A 23,676-nucleotide genomic window follows, 5' to 3' on the forward strand; every position below is an offset into this window, starting at 1 on the left:
AAAAAGTGTTTTAAAAATGTGCCCGCTTCCAGGTACGCGGGTTACCAATGTCTAAAGTATCGATTGAAAAAGAGACTGTCTAAATTTAAATCTCAAATAATTCTATAAAATTAAAACATCATCTGCACGTCCTTGCGAGCCACTTCTATCAGTAGCGCGGTAAGGACGCTCTTTTATTATTTTTAGACAGCTTTTTAGCCATATACAAAGGACATTTCGGCCGCCGGACTAATTAAGGCCATAATCAGCATTAATTTCTTTGATGATCTGCTGTGATTTTTCGATAGCGGCATCATACCTGTTCCGTATCTCGGTAATGGAAATTAATGACCCACTGATATTAACAAATTCATCGGATGATAACACCACGAGCATGTTATTACTGCCATCTTTATTTTTTTTCAGGTTTTCATAAAAACATTGAAACAGGGCTTGTTTTCTTTGAGTATAACCGTTAGTTGATAGCAAAATAGCAGGGATAATACGTTGGTAAAGTTCAGTAATATTATTTTGCAGGCTGTCGTCTTCAATATTACCTAGCTTGCCGCTTGATTTAAAACCCTCGTACTTGCCGTTATTGGGTGTAAAGCTTGTAATGTTAAACAGATAAGGCTGATATTTTTTTACGCTATCCGCACTTATTTTAAAGTTTGGAGCGGGCGTTGCGATGTAATTAAAAGTCACGCCCTGCCGGATGTAGGAGTCGCGGTCGCCCCGCAGTTCAATAATATCGTTTGTAAGATCATTCTTCAATCCAAGCAGGAAAGACTTTACGTCCTTTTGCTCGCGGTTGTGCTCGCTTATGTCGTGCAACCAAATGGATAATGTTACCGCGAAAACAATAATGCCAACTTCAATGCCAATTTCCCCCAGCTTATGCCAAAAGCTTATACCGGGTTTCTTAAATACCTTATACGCTTTTACTACATGATCTTTTATTTCCTTTTCCATACCCGGATAATTTCAAGGCTGCAATTTATACTAAAATCTTTTTAAAACACACTTGTTTTTATGGCAAAATTGAAAAAAGCTTGTCTTTTGGAGCCTGTGAGATTGATTTTTGGAGCCTACCCATAACGGGCTTTTTTCATTACCGCACGTTTACAGATTACAGTTACTATAATGATTCACAAACTGCTTTTTTTATCCTATTAAAAACCTCGCTATCCGCAGACTTCGTCTACGGATTCATTATGCCGGTAGTCTGTGACTACAGTACCTTCCGCCAGAAAATTTATATAACTGAGGCATAGGATTAATCCACCAACCCTGGGCCAAAAATCCTCACCCAAACGCAAATTTTTAGCCCAGCTTGGCCCAGCTTAGGCGTCAACTTATTGATTTATAGCAATGGGCTGCCCCGCTTGTGTCACCTGTCTCTTTGTGTATCATGTATTTGCGGGACAGTGCAAGTGCTCATAAACAAAACCTAAAGGCTCCCCGGTAACAGGTAATTAAAGCAGTAACAGCAGGTAACCTGCAAGCGATCCGCCAATGATAATAAAAGCGCTGTTTACCTCCCTGAAACGAAAAAGGATCACAGCGCTGCAAACTGCTATGCTGATTTCCTGCCAGCTGGTCAAACTATCTTTTCCCAACTGGTAACAGACCACCAGGATCAAGGCAATGGAGGCCACGTTAACCGCACTCAAAAAAGCCGCGAAAAGTTTGGAGCTCCGCATTTTACGTACCAGGGGGTTGAGCAAAGCCACAAACAGGAAGGAGGGCAGGAAGATCCCGATGGTGGAAACCACGGCCCCGCTGAAACCATTAACCTGATAGCCAATAAAGGTAACTGAAGAAAACACCGGACCCGGCGTAAACTGGCCAACAGCAATGGCATCAATTAATTGCTGATGGGTAATGATCCCTTTTGACACCAGTTCCGCATCCAGAAAAGCAAACAATACATAACCGCTCCCATAAAGTATCGCGCCGATCTTCAGAAAAGACAGGAAAAGGCTGATATTTTTAGGACCGGTAAAAGCATTATCGCCTAAAAGGAAAAGTGGGATAAACGAAAGCGTAGCATTTGTCCGTTTCTGCCGGATGGCAGCCAGGCCCATCGCAACGAAGCCCGATCCAAAAAGCACCAGGATTTCTGAAAAGCCCATCAAGCTTAAAAGCAGGGCCGCCAAGCCAATTATACCCAACTCAATAGTTTGCAGCGACTTTTTAGCTAAGGGGTAAATGGCTGCGATAATTACCGCTATAATAGCCGGTTTAATACCGTAAATAAAGGGCTGTACTTGCGGCAAGTGTCCGTAACCTTTGTAAAGCCACGCAAAGCAACCGGTGATTAAAACTGCAGGCATAATAAAACAAAAGCCTGCAATTAATAGTCCTTTCCAGCCGCCACGATCCTGCCCGATATGGATGGCCATCTCGGTACTGTTAGGGCCGGGTATGAGGTTGGTCGCGCCGATCAGGTCAAGAAAATGCTGCTCTGTGATCCATTTTCTTTTGATGACGACTTCGTGCCGCATCATGGCGATATGGGCCGCCGGGCCGCCAAATGCGGTGAAACCTAATTTTAGAAAGACTTTGGCGATGTCTTTCAGATCGCCTTGCTTATTTTTCATCGGCATTAAACATAATCAAACAGGGCCATAAAGCCAAAGTCCATGTGAAGCTGCATGTGACAATGAAATAAAGTTAGCCCCGGATTATCGGCAACAAAGTCAACTTCCATTTCCTGGAAGCCACCAAGCATTGCTACATCTTTCATAATACCGGCAGTATGCTTGCCGCCGATCTTTGTAATTTCAAAACTATGGCGGTGGAGGTGTATGGGATGAATATCATCAGAAGCATTAGACATTTGTAAGCGGTAGCGCTTGCCTTTCCTTAAATGAAACATGGGTTTCATCTCCATCATGTTAAAAGCAACGCCATTAATTGTCCAGCGGTTAAAACCCTTGTCGGCTGCTTGCTGTTTGGCAAAGGTCATTTTGATGATCTCGTCTGGCGCGGGTACCTTTACATCGTGTTTGCCGAAGATGGTATAATCCCATAAATACGGTTTGGGTTTTACCCATTGCGGTTTGCCTTTTTGCCCGGCATATTGGATAATCGTTCCCATGCCATTACCCCGGTCATCGTCGGCCAGGTCGCCCAATATCCAGGTTCCGGGATGTTTCATTTCTACGATGGCCGATATACGTTCCGCAGTTCCCAGCCATAATACCGGGACCTCGGCAGGATTCGGCACCTGAAAACCATCCATCGCTATGACCTTAAAAGTATGACCTGGAAGGGCAAGGCTGCGGAGTTCCGATCCACTGCCATTAACGATATGGAATAAAATACGCTCACCATATTTAACCTGTATAGGAGCCCCATGGCCCAATTGCTTACCGTTGATAGTAAATGTTTTATAGCCAACTTCGTATCCTTTGGGTTTATTGGGCGCTGCCTTTTCCGCCTTGTCCTGTATGGCTTTCAATTCCGGAATTACCGGGCCGCTTAAAAAATCACTGGCCATATCTCCGCCTTTCATAAAATAGGGCTCAAACTCCTTCAGCATCAAAAACTCTTCGCGATCATAGCCGGTTGGTTTGATCTTCGGCTCAATATAAACGGGCCCTACCTGGCCAGAATACTGGCCCGCGTTCAAGTTTGCCCCTGCAACGGTATGGGTATGATAAAAACGCAGGCCAGATGGTTTGGGTACAAAAATCTCCCTGCGCATTCCGTGGGCAGGGATGTATGGCGTTCCTTCTTCTGCTGATCCATCTACACTTACCGGGATAAATTGCCCGTGCCAGTGAAATTGTTCCCGACTGTCTGTATCATTATAAATATCTACAATAGTTTGCTGGCCTTCTTTAAAACGCAGAAGCGGTCCGGGAAACTGTCCGTTATAGGTAATGGTGGATATAATATGCTGCGGCGCAACCTCAACCAAACCGGTACCAATTCGGATCGTATAGTCGGCCTTTTGCTTGTGATCAATTTCCAGATCATGGTTTTTTACTGAACCATTAATTTTAACCAGGCTTAAAGCGCTTGCAGGTAATACGCCTGCTATGGGTAAAACCAAACCCGCCGACCAGATAAATTTTCTGCGATCCATTTTAATATTTTTTAATTACCAAATAGTTTGCTGTCTGCTGAGAATTTACCTGCACCATAAATCAATAAGAAAATTAAACCCATCAACATACAAAAGTCTGCCCGGCCATCATGGGCCGCCGCCCAAAAACCTTTCTCTGTTAAAGTAGGGATTTTTGTGGTATAAATCGCAGTAAGTATCACCATCATTAAGGGCACGGAAGCTGCGCGAGTAAATAAACCAATGATGAGTAAGCAACCGCAAACGATTTCTATTGATCCGACAAACGGTCCAAAAAATGCCGGATCAGGAATACCGATTTTCATAAAGCGGCCAACACCATCCAAACCTGGAAAAAGAAACTTCTGGACTCCTTCTGATAAAAATACCAGTCCAACTAACAGCCGGACGATGATATTTCCAGAAAAATCATGATAGGGCAGTTTTTTCATATATGGCAGGGTTATATAATAACAAAGCTAAACCATGAAAATGGCACCGAAGTGGTCTATTTGAAAATACTGCGGTATTATTATGGTATATTCCGGTAAGCCTGGGGGGTTAGTCCCGTAAACCTTTTGAAGTATTTGATAAAGTGGGAGGTATCTTTAAAATCCAATGCAAAGGCGGTTTCAGCAACTGTATTATGCGTATAAAGTAACAGCCGACGGGCTTCACTGATGATAAACTCCGCCAGTAAACCCGCAGCAGTTTGGTTAGCTGCCTTACGGCAAATGGCGTTTAAGTTTTGCGGAGTAGTGTTTAGTAAGCCTGCGTAATGTGCAACCTGGTTTTTAACCGGTTTATTTGTGCTCAATAATTCCAGGTAGTGTTGATACAAATCTGTTTTTTTTGTTGTTACCGATTTGCTTGTTGGCTGCGCGGCTTGCAGTATTTTAGCAAGCAGTGCTTTTAATAGTCCTTCTATAACCGGCAGGCTGCCTGTTTCATTTTCTTTTACCAACAATTCAAATAATTGCTGAATGGTATCCACTTTATCAAGATAGAGACAGGTATGGTTACTCGCTTTTGAAAAAAGTGCTTTTAATTCGCCGTCAAAGCTATTGTTTATAAACAGCTTTTTAACGATGAGTACAAAGCCGGTCGGTTCAATGTCCTGATGGAGATCAAAACCATGGATCTGTTCTCTCCTTATGAAAAATATAACCGGTGGAGCAACTTCATATTGTTGATGATCGATCAGGTGCTGCCCTTTGCCTGCTGACAAGTACACAATCTCGAAATAATTATTGTGCTTATGCGGCGTGGTTTTCCTGACCCCGCTTCTGAAAGGAGTGATTTTAATATGTTTCGCACCTTCACTTTTATCTTTAATGGAAATTTGATCTGGCATCGATGAACATTTCTGTAAAAGTACAGGTAATTTAGGTTTTGAGGCTTTTTCTTCAGTAAGACAAAAGTGCCGGTTGACTTCTAGCATGCGTTTAGGCTATGCTATTTAAGCTTTTTCTTCTTTAAACCATGCTTAACTAAACCAGCTTTGCTATTATGCAATACTGGTTTAACTTCTTCCTTTTCAACCCTATCTTCCTTCTCCACTTTTCCCATATCGCTGTAGGCTGATGGGATCCACTCGGGTCTTAATTTATCTCGTTCCATTTTATTAATTTAACTATCTATCTTATTCAAAGGTAATTTATCGGCTGCTAAAGTTGGGCCCTCTGTATCATAATTTTGAAGAGTTTTTAACAACTGGGCTTTCATTTGTTTTACCAGGATGCGGGGCCCAAGTACCCTCATCTTCGATCCAAATCCCAGTAGTTCGCGTTCCAGCTCAAAGTTCATAATTACGCGGATGCTGAAGATCTTTCCGGTTTCATCTTCGCTTAACAGCTTTTGCGTATGGTGCAGGGGTTTGGTAATTACGTAAGGCGCATTGGCGGCATCTACCCAAAAAACAACCTCACAATCGCGCTGCCCCGGCGATTTGGTTACACCAATGCAATCATTGTAATAAACAGAAAAATCAATGCTTGTATTTTCACGGTAGGCATCTTCATGAGTGGCAATAGATTGAATTCTGTCTAACGCTAAATTTAGCAATGGCTGGTTACGAACATGGGCAACACCCAGCAGAAACCACCGGTTGCGGTATTCCTTCAACAAATAGCCGCTGAAACCAAAAGTACTGGCCTCACGGGCCTTAAACGATTGGTAGGTAATGCTGATGGCTTTTCGGGCGACTATCGCTTTTCGGATCACCTCTATCCATTCCAGGCCCTTGAGGTTGTCGTTTTTTTCGAAGTCGATTACGGGGGCACTTTGGGTTTTTTGGGTGTAGATCTTGTCTTCCAGCTTGCTCACCATTTCGTTGAGATCAGTAAAATGGTTAAAGCCCTTGAACTGTTTCAACAGGCCGGATACCTCGCTCAGCACCTGCATGTCCTGCTGATTAATTGGGCTATTGGCAATGCTGTAATTTTTGTCGCTATAGGTGTAATACTTTTTATCAAGCACTATAATAGGCGCTTCGTAACCTAGCTTGTTGCTGCGCATCATCTCTATATCGGCCTGTATGGTACGTCTGCTTACGCCGGTATCAATTCCCTGGTATTCGTACAGGGCCTCGCCGCAGGCATCAATCAGGTCGTCGAGCGTCCATTTTTTATGGCGGTTTTGCAGGCACTGGTCAATAGTGCGGTAGCGGATAAGGGCGTTGCGGTTAACAGGCATGGTTTTGTGATGTCGGAATTCAGATGTTCGAATTCGGATTTATTTTTTTGATGAATTTATTGATTTATTTTTTACTGCGCAAATAGATTGCGCAGATGGTGTATTACTTTGTATCATGAGCCCCTTTCTAAATCTCTCCCCGGTAGGGAGAGACTTAAGAAAAACAAGGGGAATAAAAATTAATTAAAGCAAAATCAAAAAGTCTCCCGCCAAATTGGCGGGGAGATTTAGAGGGGGCTAAAATGGAAAAGGAAAAAATAAGCAATAATGAACTAAAATCCCTCGGCATTAACGATGTGGAGATACTGGTAAACTTTAGTCGCGTGGCTAATGGTTTGCTGAAACATAATGTGATGGACAAGGCCGAAATACTGGCCAACCTGGAGGCCCTGATTGACGACCCGATGCCTTATGCCCTCAAAAAAGGCGGAAAGTTTAAAAACCTGGCCGAAGATGCGATTGCCCTGCGTAAGGAAGGCAAATTTGTAAAACAGCCGCGCAGCAATTTTAAGCTGAAAGAAGAAATAGCCGATTTCCCGGTATGGGGATTGGAACATATTGAGGTAGGCGCCCTGGCACAGATGCGAACAGCTATACAATTGCCCATAGCTGTTGCCGGGGCGCTCATGCCCGATGCGCACCAGGGTTATGGTCTGCCTATTGGCGGCGTGCTGGCCACTACGGCCAATACCATTATCCCCTTTGCTGTGGGGGTGGATATTGCCTGCCGTATGTGCCTGAGTATTTTTGATTTGCCCGCCGCGATGGTGGACACTGAAACCGACAAGCTGAAAAACATACTGGTAGATAATACCTATTTCGGGATAGGATGTACCACGCAATCGTACTTTGACAGTTCTTTATTTGACAGCAGCGCATGGAATGAAACCAAGGTGATCCGCAACCTGAAGGATAAGGCTTATGCCCAGCTGGGCACCAGCGGTACGGGCAACCATTTTGTGGAATGGGGTGAACTTAGCCTGGCCGAAGGTGCTTTAGATGGAATCCCGGCGGGTAATTACCTGGCTTTGCTTTCGCACTCCGGATCACGTGGGTTTGGGGGCAGCGTGGCCGACTATTACAGCAAAATTGCCATGAGCAAAACCAAGCTCCCGACCGAAGCCAAACACTTGGCCTGGCTGGATCTGGATAAAGACGAAGGGCAGGAGTACTGGATTGCCATGAACCTGGCCGGCGAATATGCCAGCGCCAACCACCACGAGATCCATAACAAAATTGCGCGTGCGCTTGGTGTTAAACCCATCAGCATGATTGAAAACCACCACAACTTTGCCTGGAAAGAGCAACTGGCCGACGGTACCGAAGTAATGGTACACCGCAAAGGTGCTACCCCGGCAGGCGAAGGGGTGCTGGGCATTATCCCCGGCAGCATGAGCACGCCCGGCTTTGTGGTGCTCGGTAAGGGCGATGCCGCCAGCATTAACTCTGCCAGCCACGGCGCAGGCCGACTAATGAGCCGAAGCGCGGCCTTTAAAACTTTAGACCCGGTTGCCATTGCCGCCAACCTTGTTGATAAACGTATTACCCTGATGGGTAGCGACATGGACGAAGCGCCCATGGCCTATAAAGACATCCATACCGTAATGGCCGCCCAAAATGACCTGGTAGAAGTGCTGGCGAAGTTTGAACCGAGGATAGTACGAATGGCGGATGCGAAGGAGAGGCCGGAGGATTGAGACATCGATTTAGTTAATGCAACAACCGAGTTAACTAAATCCAAATAATCATAGATTTATATTATGGAAGACGTTGACACACTTTTGAAATGGACTGACGATTTAAAAAAAGAAATAAGTCAGCTATCTTTTCAGGAAAATGACATTAGGCGAGATTTTTATGGGTTACTTTTCGATGTAACTTATAATAGCTATATCAGTTTTGCTGGTCAAAAACTATTTGAGTCTATTAAAGATGGAGACGTAATTTTAAGTGACAAATTATCTATCTCGGATAAGCATGTCGAACGGCTGATGGAGGCCTCTATCTTTCCTATTCGTAGTCGAAGCCAACGAAATTATTTGAATAGACATCTATTGATTGATGCTTGGTCGAATTTCGAACTTTGTACAACATTTTTTGTTGAGGCAATTTGCAAAGATGATGAACTCGAAAATCTTTTAGGGCATCATTTCAGAGATATTTATAAATGTATTTCTAAATCTAATTTGAATGAAAATGAAAGAGAGAACTTATTAAAGTTAACAAGAAAAACTCATCTTACCCATGTCCCTATAACTAGAAAAACAGACTTTTTATTTAAAAGGGCTATAAACTATTATCGCGATGCTCAGAAGGACAAAGAGTTTTTGATTTTTTTGGGAAGGTTTAGGAACACAATACATACAAATTTTATCTATTACGGTAAAGACTTTGAATACCGGTTTGGCCATGCACATTTCAAATTTGAAAATTCCAAGCTGGTAAAATGGATAGATCCTTTCGAGCCGTCTCCTAAACTATATTTTTACTTGCTTGGCCAGTTGAAAGATATTTGGACTGTATTTGTTAATGCAATAAACCACGATAGTCTTATACCTTATCCAGATCTCGAACAAGAATAACTGACTACGTCTTCACCGTAAGCGTCACACTTGTGGTAATTAATTAAGTACTATCAGCTGTAACAATAATTTACTCTTAAACAAAGGAAGATTTCTACTTTCCTTTCTTATGTTCGTGTGGTTTCAATGACGGTGTATTACCCGGTGTTTCCTTATTATCCCGTTGGCGCTGATCCGGTTTTCCGGTAGATTTAGCAATTCTCTTTGGTCCTGGTTTAATTCCCATAATCTTTAGTTTTAATCAAGTTATTTTATAAATTAAATTTAACTATTGTTAATCGATTCCCGAATTAATCGTCATGGATTTTTTCCACATTTAAGATTCTACTTAAACTTAGGTTGCCAAATATTAAATCGTTTATTAATCACCTAATTGAGCATATTGTTTACCCGGATATTCTCCCAATCTAGCGCGAGCATGTAACGATGAAAAAGTGCGGCTGGGTACTCGTGTCTTTCTTACTTCAGGACGATACAAAATAAGGAACAAAGCGGAAATGTCACGAGTACGCTCGGCTTTAGGCCTGGGCTGCACACTCGCGCCAGATGAGGTTACAGTTCTATATGCCGTCACGTTATACAAAATCCGTAAGGTTATTTATATTCACAAAATATTTACCAACCTTTTCACCATTAATGAAAAAGCTGTTTACATTGATTACCCTATTTATACTGGCGCAAAACGCAACAGCACAAAAAAATGAGCTGAGACAGATTGCTGATAGCATTAACGCAGAGGGGGAAATGCTTTATCATTCCGAATGGGCATCGGGTCATAGTACACAGATTTTCACCTCCAGTTTTGGCAGAAAGAAGCTGCTATCCGGTGGATATTTTTCTTATGAGACTAAAAAGGGAATGACCACTATCTTTTTTTCTAAAAATGAGGATCTAGTAGTATTAGCGACAGTTAAGTTCGATCATGGTTTAGACTCGTCCAAATACAGTATAGACACTACAACAAGAAAATTCACCGAAAATGAAAAAGAGTACTATACCATCAGGTCAAAAGCTGCAAAGGTTATTTTAAATGACACGCTTTTTAAATTTTATCAAAATACCAGTTTAAATCTTGTTCCTATTATAAAAAATGGGACAAAAAAAGTATATGTCATCACTGCACAAACCGCGCCGAATGAAGTATTATTAGGAAATGATTACCTAATCAATTTCGACAAAGACAATGGTATAATTAAAAAAACAAAGCTTCATAACAATCTTATCCCTCTGGGAACTGGCGGTCAAGATGCGATAAAAGCCTCCTCACATCAACATTTAGGTGAAACAAGTCCTTTTATAACAGCCACAGATATTTGTGCATTTAAATTATGGAAGGCAAAGACCACCTGGGTGATCAGTTTCGTTGTCTCAGCTGGCTATGTATCTGCATGGTACTTTGACGATGAATCTTTAGAAATTTTCACTCAGGCCGAATTCGAAAAAAAAATGAAAAATAAATAGCATAAAGCTATTCACCCCACCAGTCGAAGTTTATAAACTTCGACCTAAAACACTGTAAGCTTTCAGCTTAATCTGCCTCGCTGCAGACTCAGTCTGCGGATTACTATGCCAGTAGCGATTACAGTAACCGTCAATCAACAGGCATCGCCTTAAAAAACTTTTCAATTTCATTTACTGCGTTTTCCAATCCGTTCTCATTCCTGATCTGGTGGCCTATAGCGGCGGCATTATTCTTTACTTCTGTAGTCTGAACTTTTGTTAGGGCCGAAATCAGTTTTTCTGCAGTGAGTTTTTTAACCGGGATATGTACGCCAATGTTCATCCGGTACACTATTTTACCCCAGGTAGGCTGATCGGTATAAAAGGAAATAATAATTACCGGCAGGTTGTTCCGTAACAGGGCAGCCAGTGTACCTGCACCACCATGAAACACTCCTGCCTTGCATCCGGGTAAAACGGCATGATGGTTTACATATTTGGCTACGAATAGATTTTTATGCACAGGCAAATTTTCAAAAAGCGACCATCCCGTACAAAACAAGATGCGCTCATTGGTTTGGTTCAGGATGGCATTTATAATGCTGACGAATTTTTCAGTATTACCCACACCATTGCTGCCAAAGCCCATGTATATGGGTTTATCGCCTTGCTGCAGCCAATCTGTTAAGGCTGGGTTGGGATGAAGATTTGTTGCTTTTTCCGGCACGGTTAAAAAGCCGGTGATTTTATGATTATCGTCCCAATCTTTAGGCTGGGCGATCAGGCTGGGGCTCAGGCAATATAAATCAGGCAGGTTTTGTTTGCCGATATAGTTTACCAGGTTTTCCTTTAAAATGGGCAGACCCAGTTCCTCTCTGAATTCGTTGGTTTCGGCCTTCACAAACTTCCAGAAGAATAGGTGTGCCAGCTTATAAGTTAGCTTGTTATACCAGGGGAAATTCAGGAAATCAAAATCGCCTAATGGAAATTCTTTGGTAGGCACTACGGGCGGCATAAAATAGGTTAGCGCCATTTTCTTATTCTGCTTTTCGGCAATAGCACTGGTAATGGGCAGCGTTGCGGTATTGGCAATAATAAAATCTACCTTGTTAAAGCCTTCTATATAGCTTTTGCGTAAAGGCACCCGCTGTTGATGCAGTACCTTAAAAAAGTACTTCATCAGCATAATGGTATTCTCCGTTTTTAGTACGTTTTGCCCTTCCGGCGAATTCATCTTTTCTTCAACATTGCCATACAGGGGGTGAAAAGCAATGCTATAGCCTTCTACTAAATCCTTAAAATTTTCCGGCGCAGCAATCGTTACCAGGTGGCCCTTATCTGTAAGACCTAATGCCAGGGCAATATATGGCTGAATATCACCCCGGGTTCCGTAAGTAAAAATTCCTATGTTCAATGATAATCGGTTTATACGCAAAGTAACGGATTTGCCTTTAAATGTCAGTGGCCAGACTATAACCTCACTGGTCGAAGTTTATAAACCTCGACCTAAAATACTATAAGCTTTCAGCTTAATCTGCTGTAGACTCCCGTCTACGGATTAATTATGCCTATAGTCTGCAACTCAGCATGCAGAAAGTTAATAAAATATTTTTTCGACCGGTAATGGTAACTAAATTTAATTTATACTTTTATGGCAACCCAAACACCCCTATTGCATGAGTGATAACATAGATATTATTAATAGCGACTTAAATTTCCCCAACAAATCTGGCAGAAGGCGCGATCTGCTTCCTTGGTGGATTAAGACCTTTATCTGGATATTCCTGGTGTTTGCTGCCATCATACCTATAGGCATAATAATGGGGCTGCTTAAATTTAACTTTCAGATTTCGTTGCTTGGTTTATCAACTAATGAGCCTATCTCTTTAACCGGCTTATTTTTAATAATATTATTCGCGTTTAAAGGAATAATAGCCCTTGGTTTATGGCAGGAAAAGAAATGGGCAGTGGGCGTAGCAAAAATAGATGCTATAATAAGCGCCTTTGTTTGTTTAGGGGTGATGGGATATGCCATTTTCGGCCCTGACCATTCTTTTAATTTACGACTTGAACTACTAGTTATTTTTCCATATTACTACAAAATGAACCAGATACAATATGAATGGGTAAATTTTGGTGAAGAAGAAGTAATAGCAACAGTTACCGCCGAATAATATAAATTACTATTCCCCCGCTGCCACAAGCGTCCCTGGCTTGTGGCCCGCACGCTTAGTATACAATAGCTAAGCATGCCCGCCATTCTAACCCAAGGATGAAACATCCGGAATAAAGAGAAGCTATCTTTTCGACACTATTTGTTTAATTGTTTAAAATAGCTACATTTGTTAAATCAACAACCCCCAATGTCTGTTACTACACCCATTAAAGAAGATCTTATTCAGGAGCAAATTCTGCAGGCTGCCAAACGGTTGTTCGCGGTGCATGGCCTGGCTAAAGTAACTATGGACGATGTAGCCAAAGCCATTGGCAAGGGCCGCAGCTCGCTTTACTATTACTATAAAAGTAAAGACGAAATATTTGATGCGGTGATGAAAATAGAAATTAAAGAAATGCTGGAAACATTGGAAAAAGCAGTGGACGAAAAGCCAACAACTGAAGAGAAGATCCATGCTTTCGTTGCTGCAAAATTCCGTTTGACCCGCGAAAAAAGCTCTTTTTTTAATGCAATTAAAATTGGCATGGATGCAGATGCCCTCACCGATTTCAATAAAACCAAAATAGCTCATCATCACCTCATCATGAAAATGGAAAGTGCTTTGTTTAGCCGTATCCTAAATACCGGCATAAAGCAAGGCGAATTAAAAGCCATAAACGAAACAGATATGGATACCCTGATCTACATTTTGCTTAGCAGTATAAGGGGCCTAAGAAACGAGATGAGCCTACCAGACAATATGCATGAGCCTGAACCTGCCATTGCCCGCTTTGTTTCGGTTATAATGCATGGACTGAAATAAAAAAATTTGATCAACTTTCGACAAAATGACAAAATTCGTCAAAAAGATTGCGCATATAAAAATATAATGACAACAACTCAAAACAACAGTACCTTCCGCGCATTTCGCAACCGTAACTATGCCTTATTTTTCACCGGGCAGTCTATTTCACAAATCGGCACCTGGATGCAGCGTACGGCGGTGATATGGGTAATATATTCGCTTACGCACTCTGCCTCTATGATAGGCTTTGCGGTATTTGCGCAGCAATTCCCTTCATTTTTGCTTTCCTTGTTCGGCGGTGTGGTTGCTGACAGATACCCACGGTACAAAATATTACTGGTTACCCAAACAGCATCTATGATACAAGCCATATTACTGGCCATACTGATATTAACCAACCACTATGTGATATGGGAAATATTAACGTTAAGCGCATTATTAGGTATTGTTAATGCCTTTGATGTGCCTGCGAGGCAGCCTATGGTGCATGAAATGGTGGATGACAAGGCCGATCTGGCAAATGCCATCTCCCTTAATTCGGCAATGGTAAATTTGGCCAGGCTTATCGGGCCGGCTTTGTCTGGCATTGTTTTGCAGCAATTTGGAGCGGGGATCTGTTTTAGTTTAAATGCGCTGAGTTTTATAGCAGTGATCGCTTCTCTTGTCCTTATGAAGTTTCCGGAATTTAAAGCGCCTGCCATTAAGAAAAAGATCACATCCGAACTGGTTGAGGGCCTCCACTACCTGAAACGAACCCCGGCTATCAGTATACTTATTATCCTGCTCATCTGTTTAAGCTTGCTGGTATTCCCCTATGATACCATAGAGCCCGTGTTTGCCAAGGTTGTTTTTAAAGGCGATGCAACTACCTATGGCTACCTAACCGGCAGTATAGGTTTAGGTGCATTAATAGGCAGTTTCCTGTTGGCCTCGGCTAAAAAAGGAATAAACCTGAGGATGATCCTGTTACTAAGCATTACCGTGCTGGGCATTGGGCTGATACTGTTCTCACGCATGACCTATTTCGCCCTCGCCCTGCCTGTTGGGGCCATACTGGGGCTGGGGTCAATCACGCCTATGTCAACCTCTATTACCATTATCCAGATAGAAGCCGATGCCAACATGCGGGGCCGGGTAATGAGTTTTATGGCTATGGCGTTTTTCGGTATGCTGCCCATTGGGAGTTTGCTGATAGGCACCGTTTCTCAAAAAATAGGCGCTCCGCTCACCATGTTATGCCAGGGAATCAGCGCTCTTACAATTGCTGCGGTATTTTCTAAACTATTGCCAAAAGTAAAACCAGCAATTAGAGATTAAGATGGGATCTAATTGGAGCATTCACTCAAATTTGATATGTTTGGTTTATGAACCAGCAACCTATCCCCGCAAATCCTGTTAGGCGTATACTTACCGCAAGCCTCATTGGTACCACTATTGAGTTTTTCGACTTTTACATATATGCCACTGCTGCGGTGCTGGTATTCCCGAAGTTGTTTTTTCCGGGGAGCGATCCAACTACGGCTACGCTGCAGTCGCTGGCTACTTTTGCGCTGGCCTTTTTTGCACGACCATTGGGGGCGGCTTTGTTTGGCCATTTCGGCGATCGTAAAGGGCGCAAAGCCACGCTTGTTGCAGCGCTCATGACCATGGGGCCATCAACAGTAGCTATCGGGCTTTTGCCGGGCTATGCTTCCATCGGCATTGCGGCCCCCATTTTGTTGGCCCTGTTTCGTTTTGGGCAGGGATTGGGTCTTGGCGGCGAATGGGGTGGCGCGGTGTTACTGGCTACAGAAAATGCCCCTGCTAACAAAAAAGCCTGGTATGGCATGTTTCCGCAATTGGGTGCGCCCATTGGTTTTTTGATATCCAGCGGTAGTTTCCTCATCCTCAGTAAAACCATGAGCGAAAATGATTTTATCAGTTATGGCTGGCGCATCCCTTTTATTGCCAGCGCCATATTGGTTTGGGTGGGTCTGTACGTTCGGTTAAAAATAACCGAAACGCCCGAGTTTATGAAGATAATCGACAATAAGCAACGCTCAAAAATACCGATTGCCGATGTTTTTGTTAAGCATACCAAAGCCATAACATTAGGCACGCTGGCTACCATTACCACCTTCCTGCTGTTTTATTTAATGACGGTATTTACCCTTAGCTATGGAACAACAGTGCTTCATTACCCCAAAAGCAGTTTTTTGATCATTCAAATGATATCGATGCTGTTCTTCGGTTTGGGTATTCCACTATCATCTTTGCTGGCTGACAAATATGGGCGCAGCCAAATGCTTATTGTGGCAACCATCTGCATTATGGCGTTCGGGCTTGTTTTTGCTCCTTTATTTACCACCGGCAGCCCGTTAACAACCGCTATATTTCTTTCGCTGGGCATGTTTCTGATGGGCCTTACCTACGGACCAATTGGCACCACGCTGGCTGGTATTTTTCCGGCATCGGTACGTTATACAGGGGCTTCGCTGGCATTTACCCTGGCGGGGATTTTAGGCGCTTCGCTCACGCCTTATTTAGCAACCACACTGGCGCACAATTACGGACTTGCTTCTGTAGGTTATTACCTTACAGCAGCCTCGGCCATTACGCTGTTGGCTTTGCTGGGGGCCAGGACGATGATTAGCAGGCAGACCGAATAATTGCCCAATCTGGCACGGGTATGCGCTATCCAAATAACACAAAAGCCTCAAGTTGAACAACTCGAGGCTTTTGCGTTTAGTAATAGGAAAATATGGACAACGAGGCAGTAACTATGCCCCTCTATTTATTCAGCTCCTTATCAATTTCGGTTACAACACTTCTGATATCTTTAGCGAGTTCCTTTTTTTGTCGTATACGTTCATGTATATAATTTCCATAGTAAACAATTTGGTATCTTACAGCGGGGTCGCCCAGCATCTGTGAAACATGAACAATCTTTTTTGAATCCATGGGTGCTTTCATGCCAATGTAGGTATTGTAATCGGTGCGCCTGCTTCCATAAATGAACTCATCAGCATTAACCTGGAAAGGCATTTCGGTGGTATATAAACTGGTTATATGTTTTAAAAGGTTTTGATTCTCAATCAGCCGCAGGTAACCGCTGGATTTAAAACCTTCGAATCGTCCGTTGTCGAATTCGAAATAAACGGTATTTAAAAGTTGCCAGCTGTTGGTGTCTATGTAGGCCGCGTCCACCTTGTGGCTGTTAATTTGCTGCCATACCGTATCGTAATAATGTGCGGTACCGTTCAAATTGGCAACCGCGTAATCGAGATTTTGCGCTTCATTTTTCAAATCTCCCTTTATTCCTGTCAAAAACTCCTTTTCCATTTTGCGCTCGTTCCGCCAATCGTTCCAGTTATGAAAAGCCAGCGTAATACTAACTGCGAATATAATGATCGCTATCTCCTCGGTAAGTTCCAGTATTTTTTTGCGCCAGGTTTTTTCTTTGTTTGCAATAAGGTGGACCGCAGCCTCGGTATGCTTGATTATTTTCTCTTCAGACATATATTAAAATTTTACACCTGTTAATGTTCAGTAACAAATATAAAAATCCACTTAAAACACTGCATATCAAAACCAATATATATTTTACCGGCTGTAGGTAGACGCAGTCTACGGATCAATTATGCATTTTGAAAACCCCGAGTATCCAACTCTGGTTCCAGCGTAAATAACCTGCGAAGAGCAACAATACCAGGCAAACGGAGGTAACCGCAAATGTGTGCCATACCTGGTGGCTGAGCAGCGTGAACGATGCGCCAGTCATAATTAAACAAAGCAGCAATGCGCCGCTGGTTGCCGTGGCTGGAAATAAAAGCAGTAGCGCGCCGATGAGCTCCAGGCAGCCTACAAATTTCAGCAGCCATGGCCCATAACCCCAATCGTGAAAATGTTGCGCGGTAACTTCATTGCCGGTTAGTTTTTTATATCCGGCATAAATAAAAAAAAGTGTCAGTAAAATGGTGAGGATCCAGGTAGCTATTGTTCTTAACATGATGATTTGAATTTTAGTGGTTACGTTTAATTTAACCCTGGTAAAATTCAGATTTAGCGTAGCCAAATCAATTATCATATGATAAGAAATTTATTTGCTTTTCTGCGCCCGGATACGGCTCAAAGAAATGGGGGTGATGCCCAAATAGGAGTCGATATGATAAGCTGGCACCAATTGCTCCAGTTCGGGATATTGCTGTTGAAGCAGCTGGTAACCCGTTGTGAGCCTTGCGATTCTTGCTTTTGTTTGAACGAATTACGATTTGCTTTATCGTTATTTTTGGCGGGAACGGAAAAACAATGTCCAATCGCCTTCGGATACGACTTCGATATCATTGTCTACCACTTTAATCGCCGTTTGGTCGTCGATTGCATATACCGACGCGGGTATGCGAGCAGCCCATTTTTTTGCGTTGGCAATAGATGCATCCGCATGTTGTTTGTTGTCCAGATGGGGGATTATTGCAAAGTCTACTAAGCCAGCTCCATTAGCCGTTATCAACGTCGTGCTTATTTCTCCTTCTGGCGTTGAAAGTATCAATTGTTCTGAGCTAAGCGGTATGCCGCTTCCGCCGCGTGGCACCGAATAGGTTTCGCCGAAAATTTTACTTGCCGCCATGCTTCCGGCACTTACGCCTACATAAACGGTTTTTTGCAGTAATGTTGGCAATAGCGGTGCCAGCCCACTTTGCTGTAACCAATAGCTGAGGTACAGAGGGTCGCCCCCCCAAAACAGCAAAGCATCAGCCTCCTCGACCGCAGGCAGCCAAATTGCCTTTTCTATACTGGGCAGCGCGGTCAATTCTAGTAACCCCAGGGTTTTCCATGGTAAGGTGCAGAGTTGTGATTGGGAATTTCCACTAATTGGGTTCCAGGCGTAGCGTGCGCCATATTTAAAAGGATAAATCGCCGTCGGAATGAACAAGGCATTAGATTCTTCGATGGGTTTACCCAACAAATCAACCAACGCATGGTGAATGCTCGGATTAGTAATACCACTGGAGGTGAGAAGAAGTTTCATGATAACTAAGGTAGTAAAAATAAATTTTCCGTGCTCCTGTAGTGCCTTTGGGAAGATAAATTTCGCGTCCCCCTACCTTTGTGTCATTAACAAAAATCGTTATTTGAGCTGCCGGGCAAATTTTTGGTATTCGTTATGCGTGTCTAGAGCATAATCATTTGAATTTTAGTGGTTACGTTTAATTTAACCCTGGTAAAATTCAGATTTAGCGTAGCCAAATCAATTATCATATGATAAGAAATTTATTTGCTTTTCTGCGCCCTGATACGGCTTAAAGAAATAGGTGTGATACCTAAATAGGAGGCGATATGATAAGCAGGCACCAATTGCTCCAGTTCGGGATATTGCGTTTGAAGCAGTTGGTAACGCTCGGCAGCGGTGAGGGTAAGCAGCTGGAGTTCCTTTTCAAATTTCTTCATCAGCAGGTTGTGGGCCAGGGTGTGCGACACCTTTAACCAAAAGGCATCGGACTGAACAAGCTTTTGATATTTTTTATGGTCGATCACCACTACTGTACTATCAGCCAGGGCCTCAATGGTTACCAGGGATGGCTTTTGTATGTGCAGGTCGTAATAGGAACCTGTAAAATCGCCTTTAAAAGAAAAAGCCTTATTATACTCGCGGCCATTGTTGTCGGTATAATACTCGCGGAACGCACCTTCCATAACATAACCCGAATGCAATGCCATAGCGCCCGATTTAAGAAAAAACGCTTTCTTTGGGTACCGTTTAACCGAGCATAATTTATCTAAAACCGACAAATCTTTATCAGCGATGCCGGTAATTTGCTGAAGCGTAATTTTTAATTCATCCAGTATTTCCATGTAAAATTGCGGCGATTGGCAATCAATCTTTTTTTACAAGGCAAGTTAATACATTACGCAAGTAATTTCATCGCTGTGGGTATACTGTGTTTACGGATTGATTTTGTGGGTAGGCTGAGGTTTACGGGCATAGTTGTTCGATTTATAAACTTCGAACAGCGGATTATGTAATTTGATGCCTTGATTCTCAATTTTAATTACGAGATTAATTTTGCTATCGTACATTTACAATTTACCTGAAACAGCTTAGAAGTAAATGATAACAAAGGATAATTTTAAAGAACTTATATTAAAACTTGGTTTTTCTGGTACAAAAGATACGTTTATTAAAAAATTCAAAGAAACGGATGTTTATCTAAAAGTTGATTTCAAAGAGGAGAAACTCATTTATCCTGAGGATAAAGGTTTTATAGTTAATGAAAGACAAACCTGTAGCTTTAGTCAAAACGAAAATTTTGTAGTTTTTGAATGTGTTAATAGACTGCTTGAAAAGGGTTATAAACCAGAACATTTTGAACTCGAACCTAAGTGGAAAGTTGGACATGGAGCAAGCGGTGGACGGGCAGATATAATGGTGAAAGATAATTCCGGAAAGTCCTTACTTATTATTGAGTGTAAAACAGAAGGAAAAGAGTTTGATACTGCTTGGAAGAAAACTTCATTGAACGGAGGACAAATACTATCCTATGCAAAACAATCTGGTAGTACGCAATTTGTATGCCTTTATTCCTCGGACTATGTCGATGGAAGAATAGTTTGGTATAATTATTTACTCACTTTAAAGGACAATGAAAAGTTACTTTTAGAACTAGCGGAGAAGTCGCCGCTATCTTTCGAAAAAGCTAAGGGACTCGACGTAGAGGATATTTTCCGAGCTTGGAATGAAACTTATCAGCAAGATTATTCTACAAAGGGGCTATTTGAAGAAGATATTCCAGCATATGAGATTGGAAAAACAAAATATTCAGTTAAAGATTTAAATATCATTAACAGCAATGATATTCAAGGCAAATATCATGAATTTGCAACTATTTTAAGGCAGCATAATGTTTCCGGACGTGAAAATGCTTTTGACAAATTGGTAAGTCTGTTTTTATGCAAAATAGTTGACGAAACGAACAATCCTGAGGAACTAAAATTTTACTGGAAAGGCATCGCTTATGATGATCAGTTTAGTTTAATTGATCGTCTTCAAAAATTATATCAAGAAGGTATGCAGCGCTTTCTTGGAGAAGAAGTAGTATATATTAGTGCAGATCAAATAGATAATGCGTTTGATTTTTTCAAAAATGATCCGGATGCCACAAAAGATACAATCAAAAAATATTTTAGAGAATTAAAATTCTTCAATAATAATGATTTTGGCTTTATTGATGTTCATAACGAAAAGCTTTTTTATCAAAATACAACGATTCTTTTGAAGATCGTTAAAATGCTTCAAGATTTGCGCTTGAAGTCTGATAATGAGTCTGCAAGCGAGGGCAATCAGTTCTTAGGTGATATGTTCGAAGGGTTTCTTGATCAGGGTGTTAAACAATCGGAAGGGCAATTTTTTACCCCAATGCCAATTGTAAAATTTATCCTTAAATCATTACCTCTAGAAGTTTTAATTACAGAAGGAGACGAAATACCCAAAGTGATTGATTTTGCATGTGGCGCTGGTCATTTTTTAAATGAGTATGCGAAAGAAATCAAATCTATTGTTGAGAAAAAGAAGGAGGCAAATTTAAAAAGTTTTTATGAAACCGTTTATGGCGTGGAAAAAGAATATCGTTTATCCAAAGTAGCCAAAGTCTCTGCTTTTATGTATGGTCAGGACGATATTAATATTATATACGCAGATGCCCTATCATCCGGTAAAGAGATGGATGATAAAAACATCAAAGATAATAGTTTTTCTCTCTTAGTTGCTAACCCTCCTTACAGCGTCAAAGGATTTCTCGAAACATTATCGGAATCAGAAAGGAAAAAATATAAGTTAATTGAAACGGTTGGAGAGAAGAGTTTTCCGAATAATAATAGCATTGAAGCTTTTTTTATCGAACGGGCTAAACAACTATTGAAACCAGGGGGCGTTGCCGGTATAATTGTTCCTGCCTCTATTTTGAATAAAGGTAAAGCCAAGAGTACATCCAAATCGACGAATATTTTTGTTGCGACTCGCGAGTTATTACTGAAATACTTTGACATAATCGCCATTGCAGAATTTGGAAGTGGAACTTTTGGAAAAACAGGAACAAATACAGTCACACTTTTTATCAGACGCAGAAAAGAAAACCCGGCACCTGCTGACCACTTTAAAAACAGAGTAAATGCATGGTTTAATTTTGACAAAACCAAAGATGGACTATTTGAAGATGAGCAATATTTAAAACAATATTGCACTCATTTAGAATTGGATTTTGTGAGTTATCAGACCTTACTTAAGGGTGAACCAAACGAAGAGTTACTCAAGTCAGAGATTTTCTTAGATTATAAAAGGGAGTTTGATAAATGGTCGGATATCCAGAATTTGAAAAAGAAGAAGACCTTTAAAGAACTAAGTAGAGAAGAGCAACAAAGTGAACTAAAAAAACGCTTTTTTTCTTATCTATTCGACAACGAGAAAGAAAAGCTTTATTTTTTCGTTTTGGCAAGCCAAAACCCACAAAAAGTTCTGATTATTAAGAGCCCATCGAAAACATCGGAAATGAAAGAATTTCTTGGTTATGAGTGGAGCACTGCTAAGGGCAATGAAGGTATAAAGTATTTAGGTGGTGTAAAGTTAGATAAAATGGAAGGTGACGATGATGATGAGGGAAATGTTGCCTGGGAAGAAGGAGATAAACGGGTATTGAGCAATATTTTTAATTTGGATAATATTAATACCCCATTATACGATCCTCAAGATAAATTTAATGACGAGAAAATCAACCACCTGATCCATCAAAATTTTAAAGGTGGAGTTTTTGAGGTACCAGAGAAATTATATCCCTTTGTTGTACAGTCCAGGTTAATTGATATGTTGGAATTTTCACGACTTGATTTTAATAAGTCAATAAGCATAACTCCAAAACAGAATTTAATAATTGAAAGCAAATGGAATGGTGAAAAAATAAGCAAAATAATGAGTTTGGAGTATGGAAATAATTTGCCAGAAAATAGTAGAATTGATGGCGAGTACCCTGTTGTTGGATCCAATGGAATTGTTGGTTATCATAATTCTTATCTTGTAGAAGGCCCTTGCATCGTCATTGGCCGAAAAGGAAGTGCCGGAAAAGTGAATTGGATTATTGAAAACTCTACACCAATAGATACTACTTTTTATGTCAAAAAACTAAACTCAGAAACTGATTACAAATACCTATTTCTAATGCTTGATTTGTTAGGATTAGAGCAGTTAACGGGGGGAACTGGGGTTCCCGGCTTGAACAGAGATGATGCATACAATCAAAAAATCCCCCTTCCGCCTCTTAAAATACAAAAACAACTGGTTGAGGCCTGGGACACAATTGATAATGAATTTAACAAAACATTGCAAAAACTCGATATATTAAAAGCAGAGGTTGAGGGCCTTTTTGACGAAGCTTTCTCTATGGCAAAGACAAGTTTTAGATTAAGTGATACTAATCACTTTGAACTTTCTATCGGTAAACGAGTATTAAAAGATGAAATAAACAACAATGGGATTGGCATTCCTGTTTATAGCGCAAATGTATTTGAACCATTCGGACATATCGATAAAGAATTAATAAAAGATTTTAGTACTCCTTCTGTTCTTTGGGGGATCGACGGTGATTGGATGGTAAATTTAGTTCCTGAAAATGAGCCTTTTTACCCTACTGATCATTGCGGAGTGCTGCGCGTTAAAAGCGATGAAATAAAGCCAAAGTATTTAGCCTGGGTTCTTCAAAAAGAAGGAGAGCGCGTAAGATTCTCAAGAACTAATCGTGCTTCAATGGATAGTATGAGAGGCCTTACCATTAAGGTGCCATCACAAGAGATTCAACTAAAACTTATCAAAGAAATCGAAAAGAAGGAAAAGAAAATTAATGAATCACAAGAGATTATTGCTGGAATAGCCACGCGCAAAGAAGCGATTATTAAAGCTTATTTGTGAGAGAGAGTATGAAGA

General features: G+C 41.4%; 20 protein-coding genes. 8 read left to right on the top strand and 12 right to left on the bottom strand.

Annotated elements, in window-relative coordinates:
- Positions 1-228: 228 nt before the first annotated feature.
- The 7 genes from JN11_RS04250 to JN11_RS04275 form a co-directional block, all read right to left on the bottom strand.
- A complete protein-coding gene (locus JN11_RS04250) occupies positions 229-951 on the bottom strand; it encodes a DUF6090 family protein (RefSeq protein ID WP_144909950.1) in 723 nt (240 codons plus the stop codon).
- Positions 952-1,454: 503 nt separating this feature from the next.
- Entirely contained in the window at positions 1,455-2,582 is a 1,128-nt protein-coding gene (gene chrA / locus JN11_RS04255; RefSeq protein WP_144909952.1) for a chromate efflux transporter, read from the bottom strand.
- A gap of 5 nt (positions 2,583-2,587) precedes the next feature.
- Positions 2,588-4,075: a multicopper oxidase family protein gene (locus JN11_RS04260; protein ID WP_144909954.1), complete on the bottom strand. Its 1,488-nt coding sequence runs from the start codon at positions 4,073-4,075 to the stop codon at positions 2,588-2,590.
- Between the two features lie 11 nt (positions 4,076-4,086).
- Positions 4,087-4,506 (bottom strand): DoxX family protein, encoded by a 420-nt coding sequence (locus tag JN11_RS04265; RefSeq protein ID WP_144909956.1) that lies wholly within the window; start codon positions 4,504-4,506, stop codon positions 4,087-4,089.
- An 80-nt stretch (positions 4,507-4,586) separates the two neighbouring features.
- Positions 4,587-5,408, bottom strand: coding sequence for an AraC family transcriptional regulator (locus tag JN11_RS04270; RefSeq protein ID WP_144909958.1), 822 nt, complete (start codon positions 5,406-5,408; stop codon positions 4,587-4,589).
- Positions 5,409-5,509: 101 nt separating this feature from the next.
- Positions 5,510-5,674 carry a hypothetical protein gene (locus tag JN11_RS24370; RefSeq protein ID WP_170227688.1) on the bottom strand — a complete coding sequence of 55 codons (165 nt, stop codon included), beginning with the start codon at positions 5,672-5,674 and terminating at the stop codon, positions 5,510-5,512.
- Between the two features lie 9 nt (positions 5,675-5,683).
- Positions 5,684-6,748 (bottom strand): helix-turn-helix transcriptional regulator, encoded by a 1,065-nt coding sequence (locus JN11_RS04275; protein WP_144909960.1) that lies wholly within the window; start codon positions 6,746-6,748, stop codon positions 5,684-5,686.
- 242 nt (positions 6,749-6,990) lie between these two features.
- Here JN11_RS04275 and JN11_RS04280 point away from each other — a divergent pair, with 242 nt between their 5' ends.
- The 3 genes from JN11_RS04280 to JN11_RS04290 all read left to right on the top strand — a co-directional run bounded on the left by JN11_RS04280 (position 6,991) and on the right by JN11_RS04290 (position 10,791).
- A complete protein-coding gene (locus JN11_RS04280; protein WP_144909962.1) occupies positions 6,991-8,445 on the top strand; it encodes an RtcB family protein in 1,455 nt (484 codons plus the stop codon).
- Positions 8,446-8,508: 63 nt separating this feature from the next.
- On the top strand, positions 8,509-9,330 hold the full coding sequence (locus JN11_RS04285) for a hypothetical protein (RefSeq protein ID WP_144909964.1): 822 nt from the start codon (positions 8,509-8,511) through the stop codon (positions 9,328-9,330).
- A gap of 636 nt (positions 9,331-9,966) precedes the next feature.
- On the top strand, positions 9,967-10,791 hold the full coding sequence (locus JN11_RS04290) for a hypothetical protein (RefSeq protein ID WP_144909966.1): 825 nt from the start codon (positions 9,967-9,969) through the stop codon (positions 10,789-10,791).
- A gap of 130 nt (positions 10,792-10,921) precedes the next feature.
- On the opposite strand, the gene JN11_RS04295 is transcribed toward JN11_RS04290, so the two are convergent.
- Entirely contained in the window at positions 10,922-12,184 is a 1,263-nt protein-coding gene (locus tag JN11_RS04295) for a glycosyltransferase (RefSeq protein ID WP_144909968.1), read from the bottom strand.
- A gap of 262 nt (positions 12,185-12,446) precedes the next feature.
- On the opposite strand from JN11_RS04295, the gene JN11_RS04300 reads away from it, so the two are divergent.
- The 4 genes from JN11_RS04300 to JN11_RS04315 all read left to right on the top strand — a co-directional run bounded on the left by JN11_RS04300 (position 12,447) and on the right by JN11_RS04315 (position 16,378).
- Positions 12,447-12,944 (top strand): hypothetical protein, encoded by a 498-nt coding sequence (locus JN11_RS04300; protein ID WP_144909970.1) that lies wholly within the window; start codon positions 12,447-12,449, stop codon positions 12,942-12,944.
- Between the two features lie 189 nt (positions 12,945-13,133).
- A complete protein-coding gene (locus tag JN11_RS04305) occupies positions 13,134-13,748 on the top strand; it encodes a TetR/AcrR family transcriptional regulator (RefSeq protein ID WP_144909972.1) in 615 nt (204 codons plus the stop codon).
- A gap of 66 nt (positions 13,749-13,814) precedes the next feature.
- Positions 13,815-15,047 carry an MFS transporter gene (locus tag JN11_RS04310; RefSeq protein WP_144909974.1) on the top strand — a complete coding sequence of 411 codons (1,233 nt, stop codon included), beginning with the start codon at positions 13,815-13,817 and terminating at the stop codon, positions 15,045-15,047.
- Positions 15,048-15,094: 47 nt separating this feature from the next.
- Positions 15,095-16,378 (top strand): MFS transporter, encoded by a 1,284-nt coding sequence (locus JN11_RS04315; protein WP_144909976.1) that lies wholly within the window; start codon positions 15,095-15,097, stop codon positions 16,376-16,378.
- A gap of 121 nt (positions 16,379-16,499) precedes the next feature.
- Here the strand turns inward: JN11_RS04315 and JN11_RS04320 are convergent, their stop codons facing one another.
- The 4 genes from JN11_RS04320 to JN11_RS04335 form a co-directional block, all read right to left on the bottom strand.
- Positions 16,500-17,228: a hypothetical protein gene (locus tag JN11_RS04320; RefSeq protein ID WP_144909978.1), complete on the bottom strand. Its 729-nt coding sequence runs from the start codon at positions 17,226-17,228 to the stop codon at positions 16,500-16,502.
- Between the two features lie 115 nt (positions 17,229-17,343).
- A complete protein-coding gene (locus JN11_RS04325; protein ID WP_170227689.1) occupies positions 17,344-17,718 on the bottom strand; it encodes a DoxX family protein in 375 nt (124 codons plus the stop codon).
- A 273-nt stretch (positions 17,719-17,991) separates the two neighbouring features.
- The gene (locus tag JN11_RS04330; protein ID WP_144909982.1) at positions 17,992-18,738 is read right to left on the bottom strand and encodes a Type 1 glutamine amidotransferase-like domain-containing protein; all 747 of its coding nucleotides are present in this window, start codon (positions 18,736-18,738) and stop codon (positions 17,992-17,994) included.
- A gap of 242 nt (positions 18,739-18,980) precedes the next feature.
- Positions 18,981-19,562 carry a Crp/Fnr family transcriptional regulator gene (locus tag JN11_RS04335; protein WP_144909984.1) on the bottom strand — a complete coding sequence of 194 codons (582 nt, stop codon included), beginning with the start codon at positions 19,560-19,562 and terminating at the stop codon, positions 18,981-18,983.
- A 256-nt stretch (positions 19,563-19,818) separates the two neighbouring features.
- On the opposite strand from JN11_RS04335, the gene JN11_RS04340 reads away from it, so the two are divergent.
- On the top strand, positions 19,819-23,661 hold the full coding sequence (locus JN11_RS04340) for an N-6 DNA methylase (protein ID WP_144909986.1): 3,843 nt from the start codon (positions 19,819-19,821) through the stop codon (positions 23,659-23,661).
- Positions 23,662-23,676 lie beyond the last annotated feature (15 nt).

The organism is Mucilaginibacter frigoritolerans (assembly GCF_007830615.1).
GTDB lineage: Bacteria > Bacteroidota > Bacteroidia > Sphingobacteriales > Sphingobacteriaceae > Mucilaginibacter > Mucilaginibacter frigoritolerans.

What these genes read in the sequence shown, in the direction of transcription:
- JN11_RS04305 (WP_144909972.1), top strand. Translation starts at nt 13,134, where the DNA reads ATGTCTGTTACTACACCCATTAAAGAAGATCTTATTCAGGAGCAAATT.
- JN11_RS04315 (WP_144909976.1), top strand. Translation starts at nt 15,095, where the DNA reads ATGAACCAGCAACCTATCCCCGCAAATCCTGTTAGGCGTATACTTACC.
- JN11_RS04325 (WP_170227689.1), bottom strand. Translation starts at nt 17,718, where the DNA reads ATGTTAAGAACAATAGCTACCTGGATCCTCACCATTTTACTGACACTT.
- JN11_RS04300 (WP_144909970.1), top strand. Translation starts at nt 12,447, where the DNA reads ATGAGTGATAACATAGATATTATTAATAGCGACTTAAATTTCCCCAAC.
- JN11_RS04330 (WP_144909982.1), bottom strand. Translation starts at nt 18,738, where the DNA reads ATGAAACTTCTTCTCACCTCCAGTGGTATTACTAATCCGAGCATTCAC.
- JN11_RS04265 (WP_144909956.1), bottom strand. Translation starts at nt 4,506, where the DNA reads ATGAAAAAACTGCCCTATCATGATTTTTCTGGAAATATCATCGTCCGG.
- JN11_RS04290 (WP_144909966.1), top strand. Translation starts at nt 9,967, where the DNA reads ATGAAAAAGCTGTTTACATTGATTACCCTATTTATACTGGCGCAAAAC.
- JN11_RS04270 (WP_144909958.1), bottom strand. Translation starts at nt 5,408, where the DNA reads ATGCCAGATCAAATTTCCATTAAAGATAAAAGTGAAGGTGCGAAACAT.
- JN11_RS04250 (WP_144909950.1), bottom strand. Translation starts at nt 951, where the DNA reads ATGGAAAAGGAAATAAAAGATCATGTAGTAAAAGCGTATAAGGTATTT.
- JN11_RS04285 (WP_144909964.1), top strand. Translation starts at nt 8,509, where the DNA reads ATGGAAGACGTTGACACACTTTTGAAATGGACTGACGATTTAAAAAAA.
- JN11_RS04260 (WP_144909954.1), bottom strand. Translation starts at nt 4,075, where the DNA reads ATGGATCGCAGAAAATTTATCTGGTCGGCGGGTTTGGTTTTACCCATA.
- JN11_RS04275 (WP_144909960.1), bottom strand. Translation starts at nt 6,748, where the DNA reads ATGCCTGTTAACCGCAACGCCCTTATCCGCTACCGCACTATTGACCAG.
- JN11_RS04280 (WP_144909962.1), top strand. Translation starts at nt 6,991, where the DNA reads ATGGAAAAGGAAAAAATAAGCAATAATGAACTAAAATCCCTCGGCATT.
- JN11_RS24370 (WP_170227688.1), bottom strand. Translation starts at nt 5,674, where the DNA reads ATGGAACGAGATAAATTAAGACCCGAGTGGATCCCATCAGCCTACAGC.
- JN11_RS04335 (WP_144909984.1), bottom strand. Translation starts at nt 19,562, where the DNA reads ATGGAAATACTGGATGAATTAAAAATTACGCTTCAGCAAATTACCGGC.
- JN11_RS04340 (WP_144909986.1), top strand. Translation starts at nt 19,819, where the DNA reads ATGATAACAAAGGATAATTTTAAAGAACTTATATTAAAACTTGGTTTT.
- JN11_RS04310 (WP_144909974.1), top strand. Translation starts at nt 13,815, where the DNA reads ATGACAACAACTCAAAACAACAGTACCTTCCGCGCATTTCGCAACCGT.
- JN11_RS04320 (WP_144909978.1), bottom strand. Translation starts at nt 17,228, where the DNA reads ATGTCTGAAGAGAAAATAATCAAGCATACCGAGGCTGCGGTCCACCTT.
- chrA (WP_144909952.1), bottom strand. Translation starts at nt 2,582, where the DNA reads ATGAAAAATAAGCAAGGCGATCTGAAAGACATCGCCAAAGTCTTTCTA.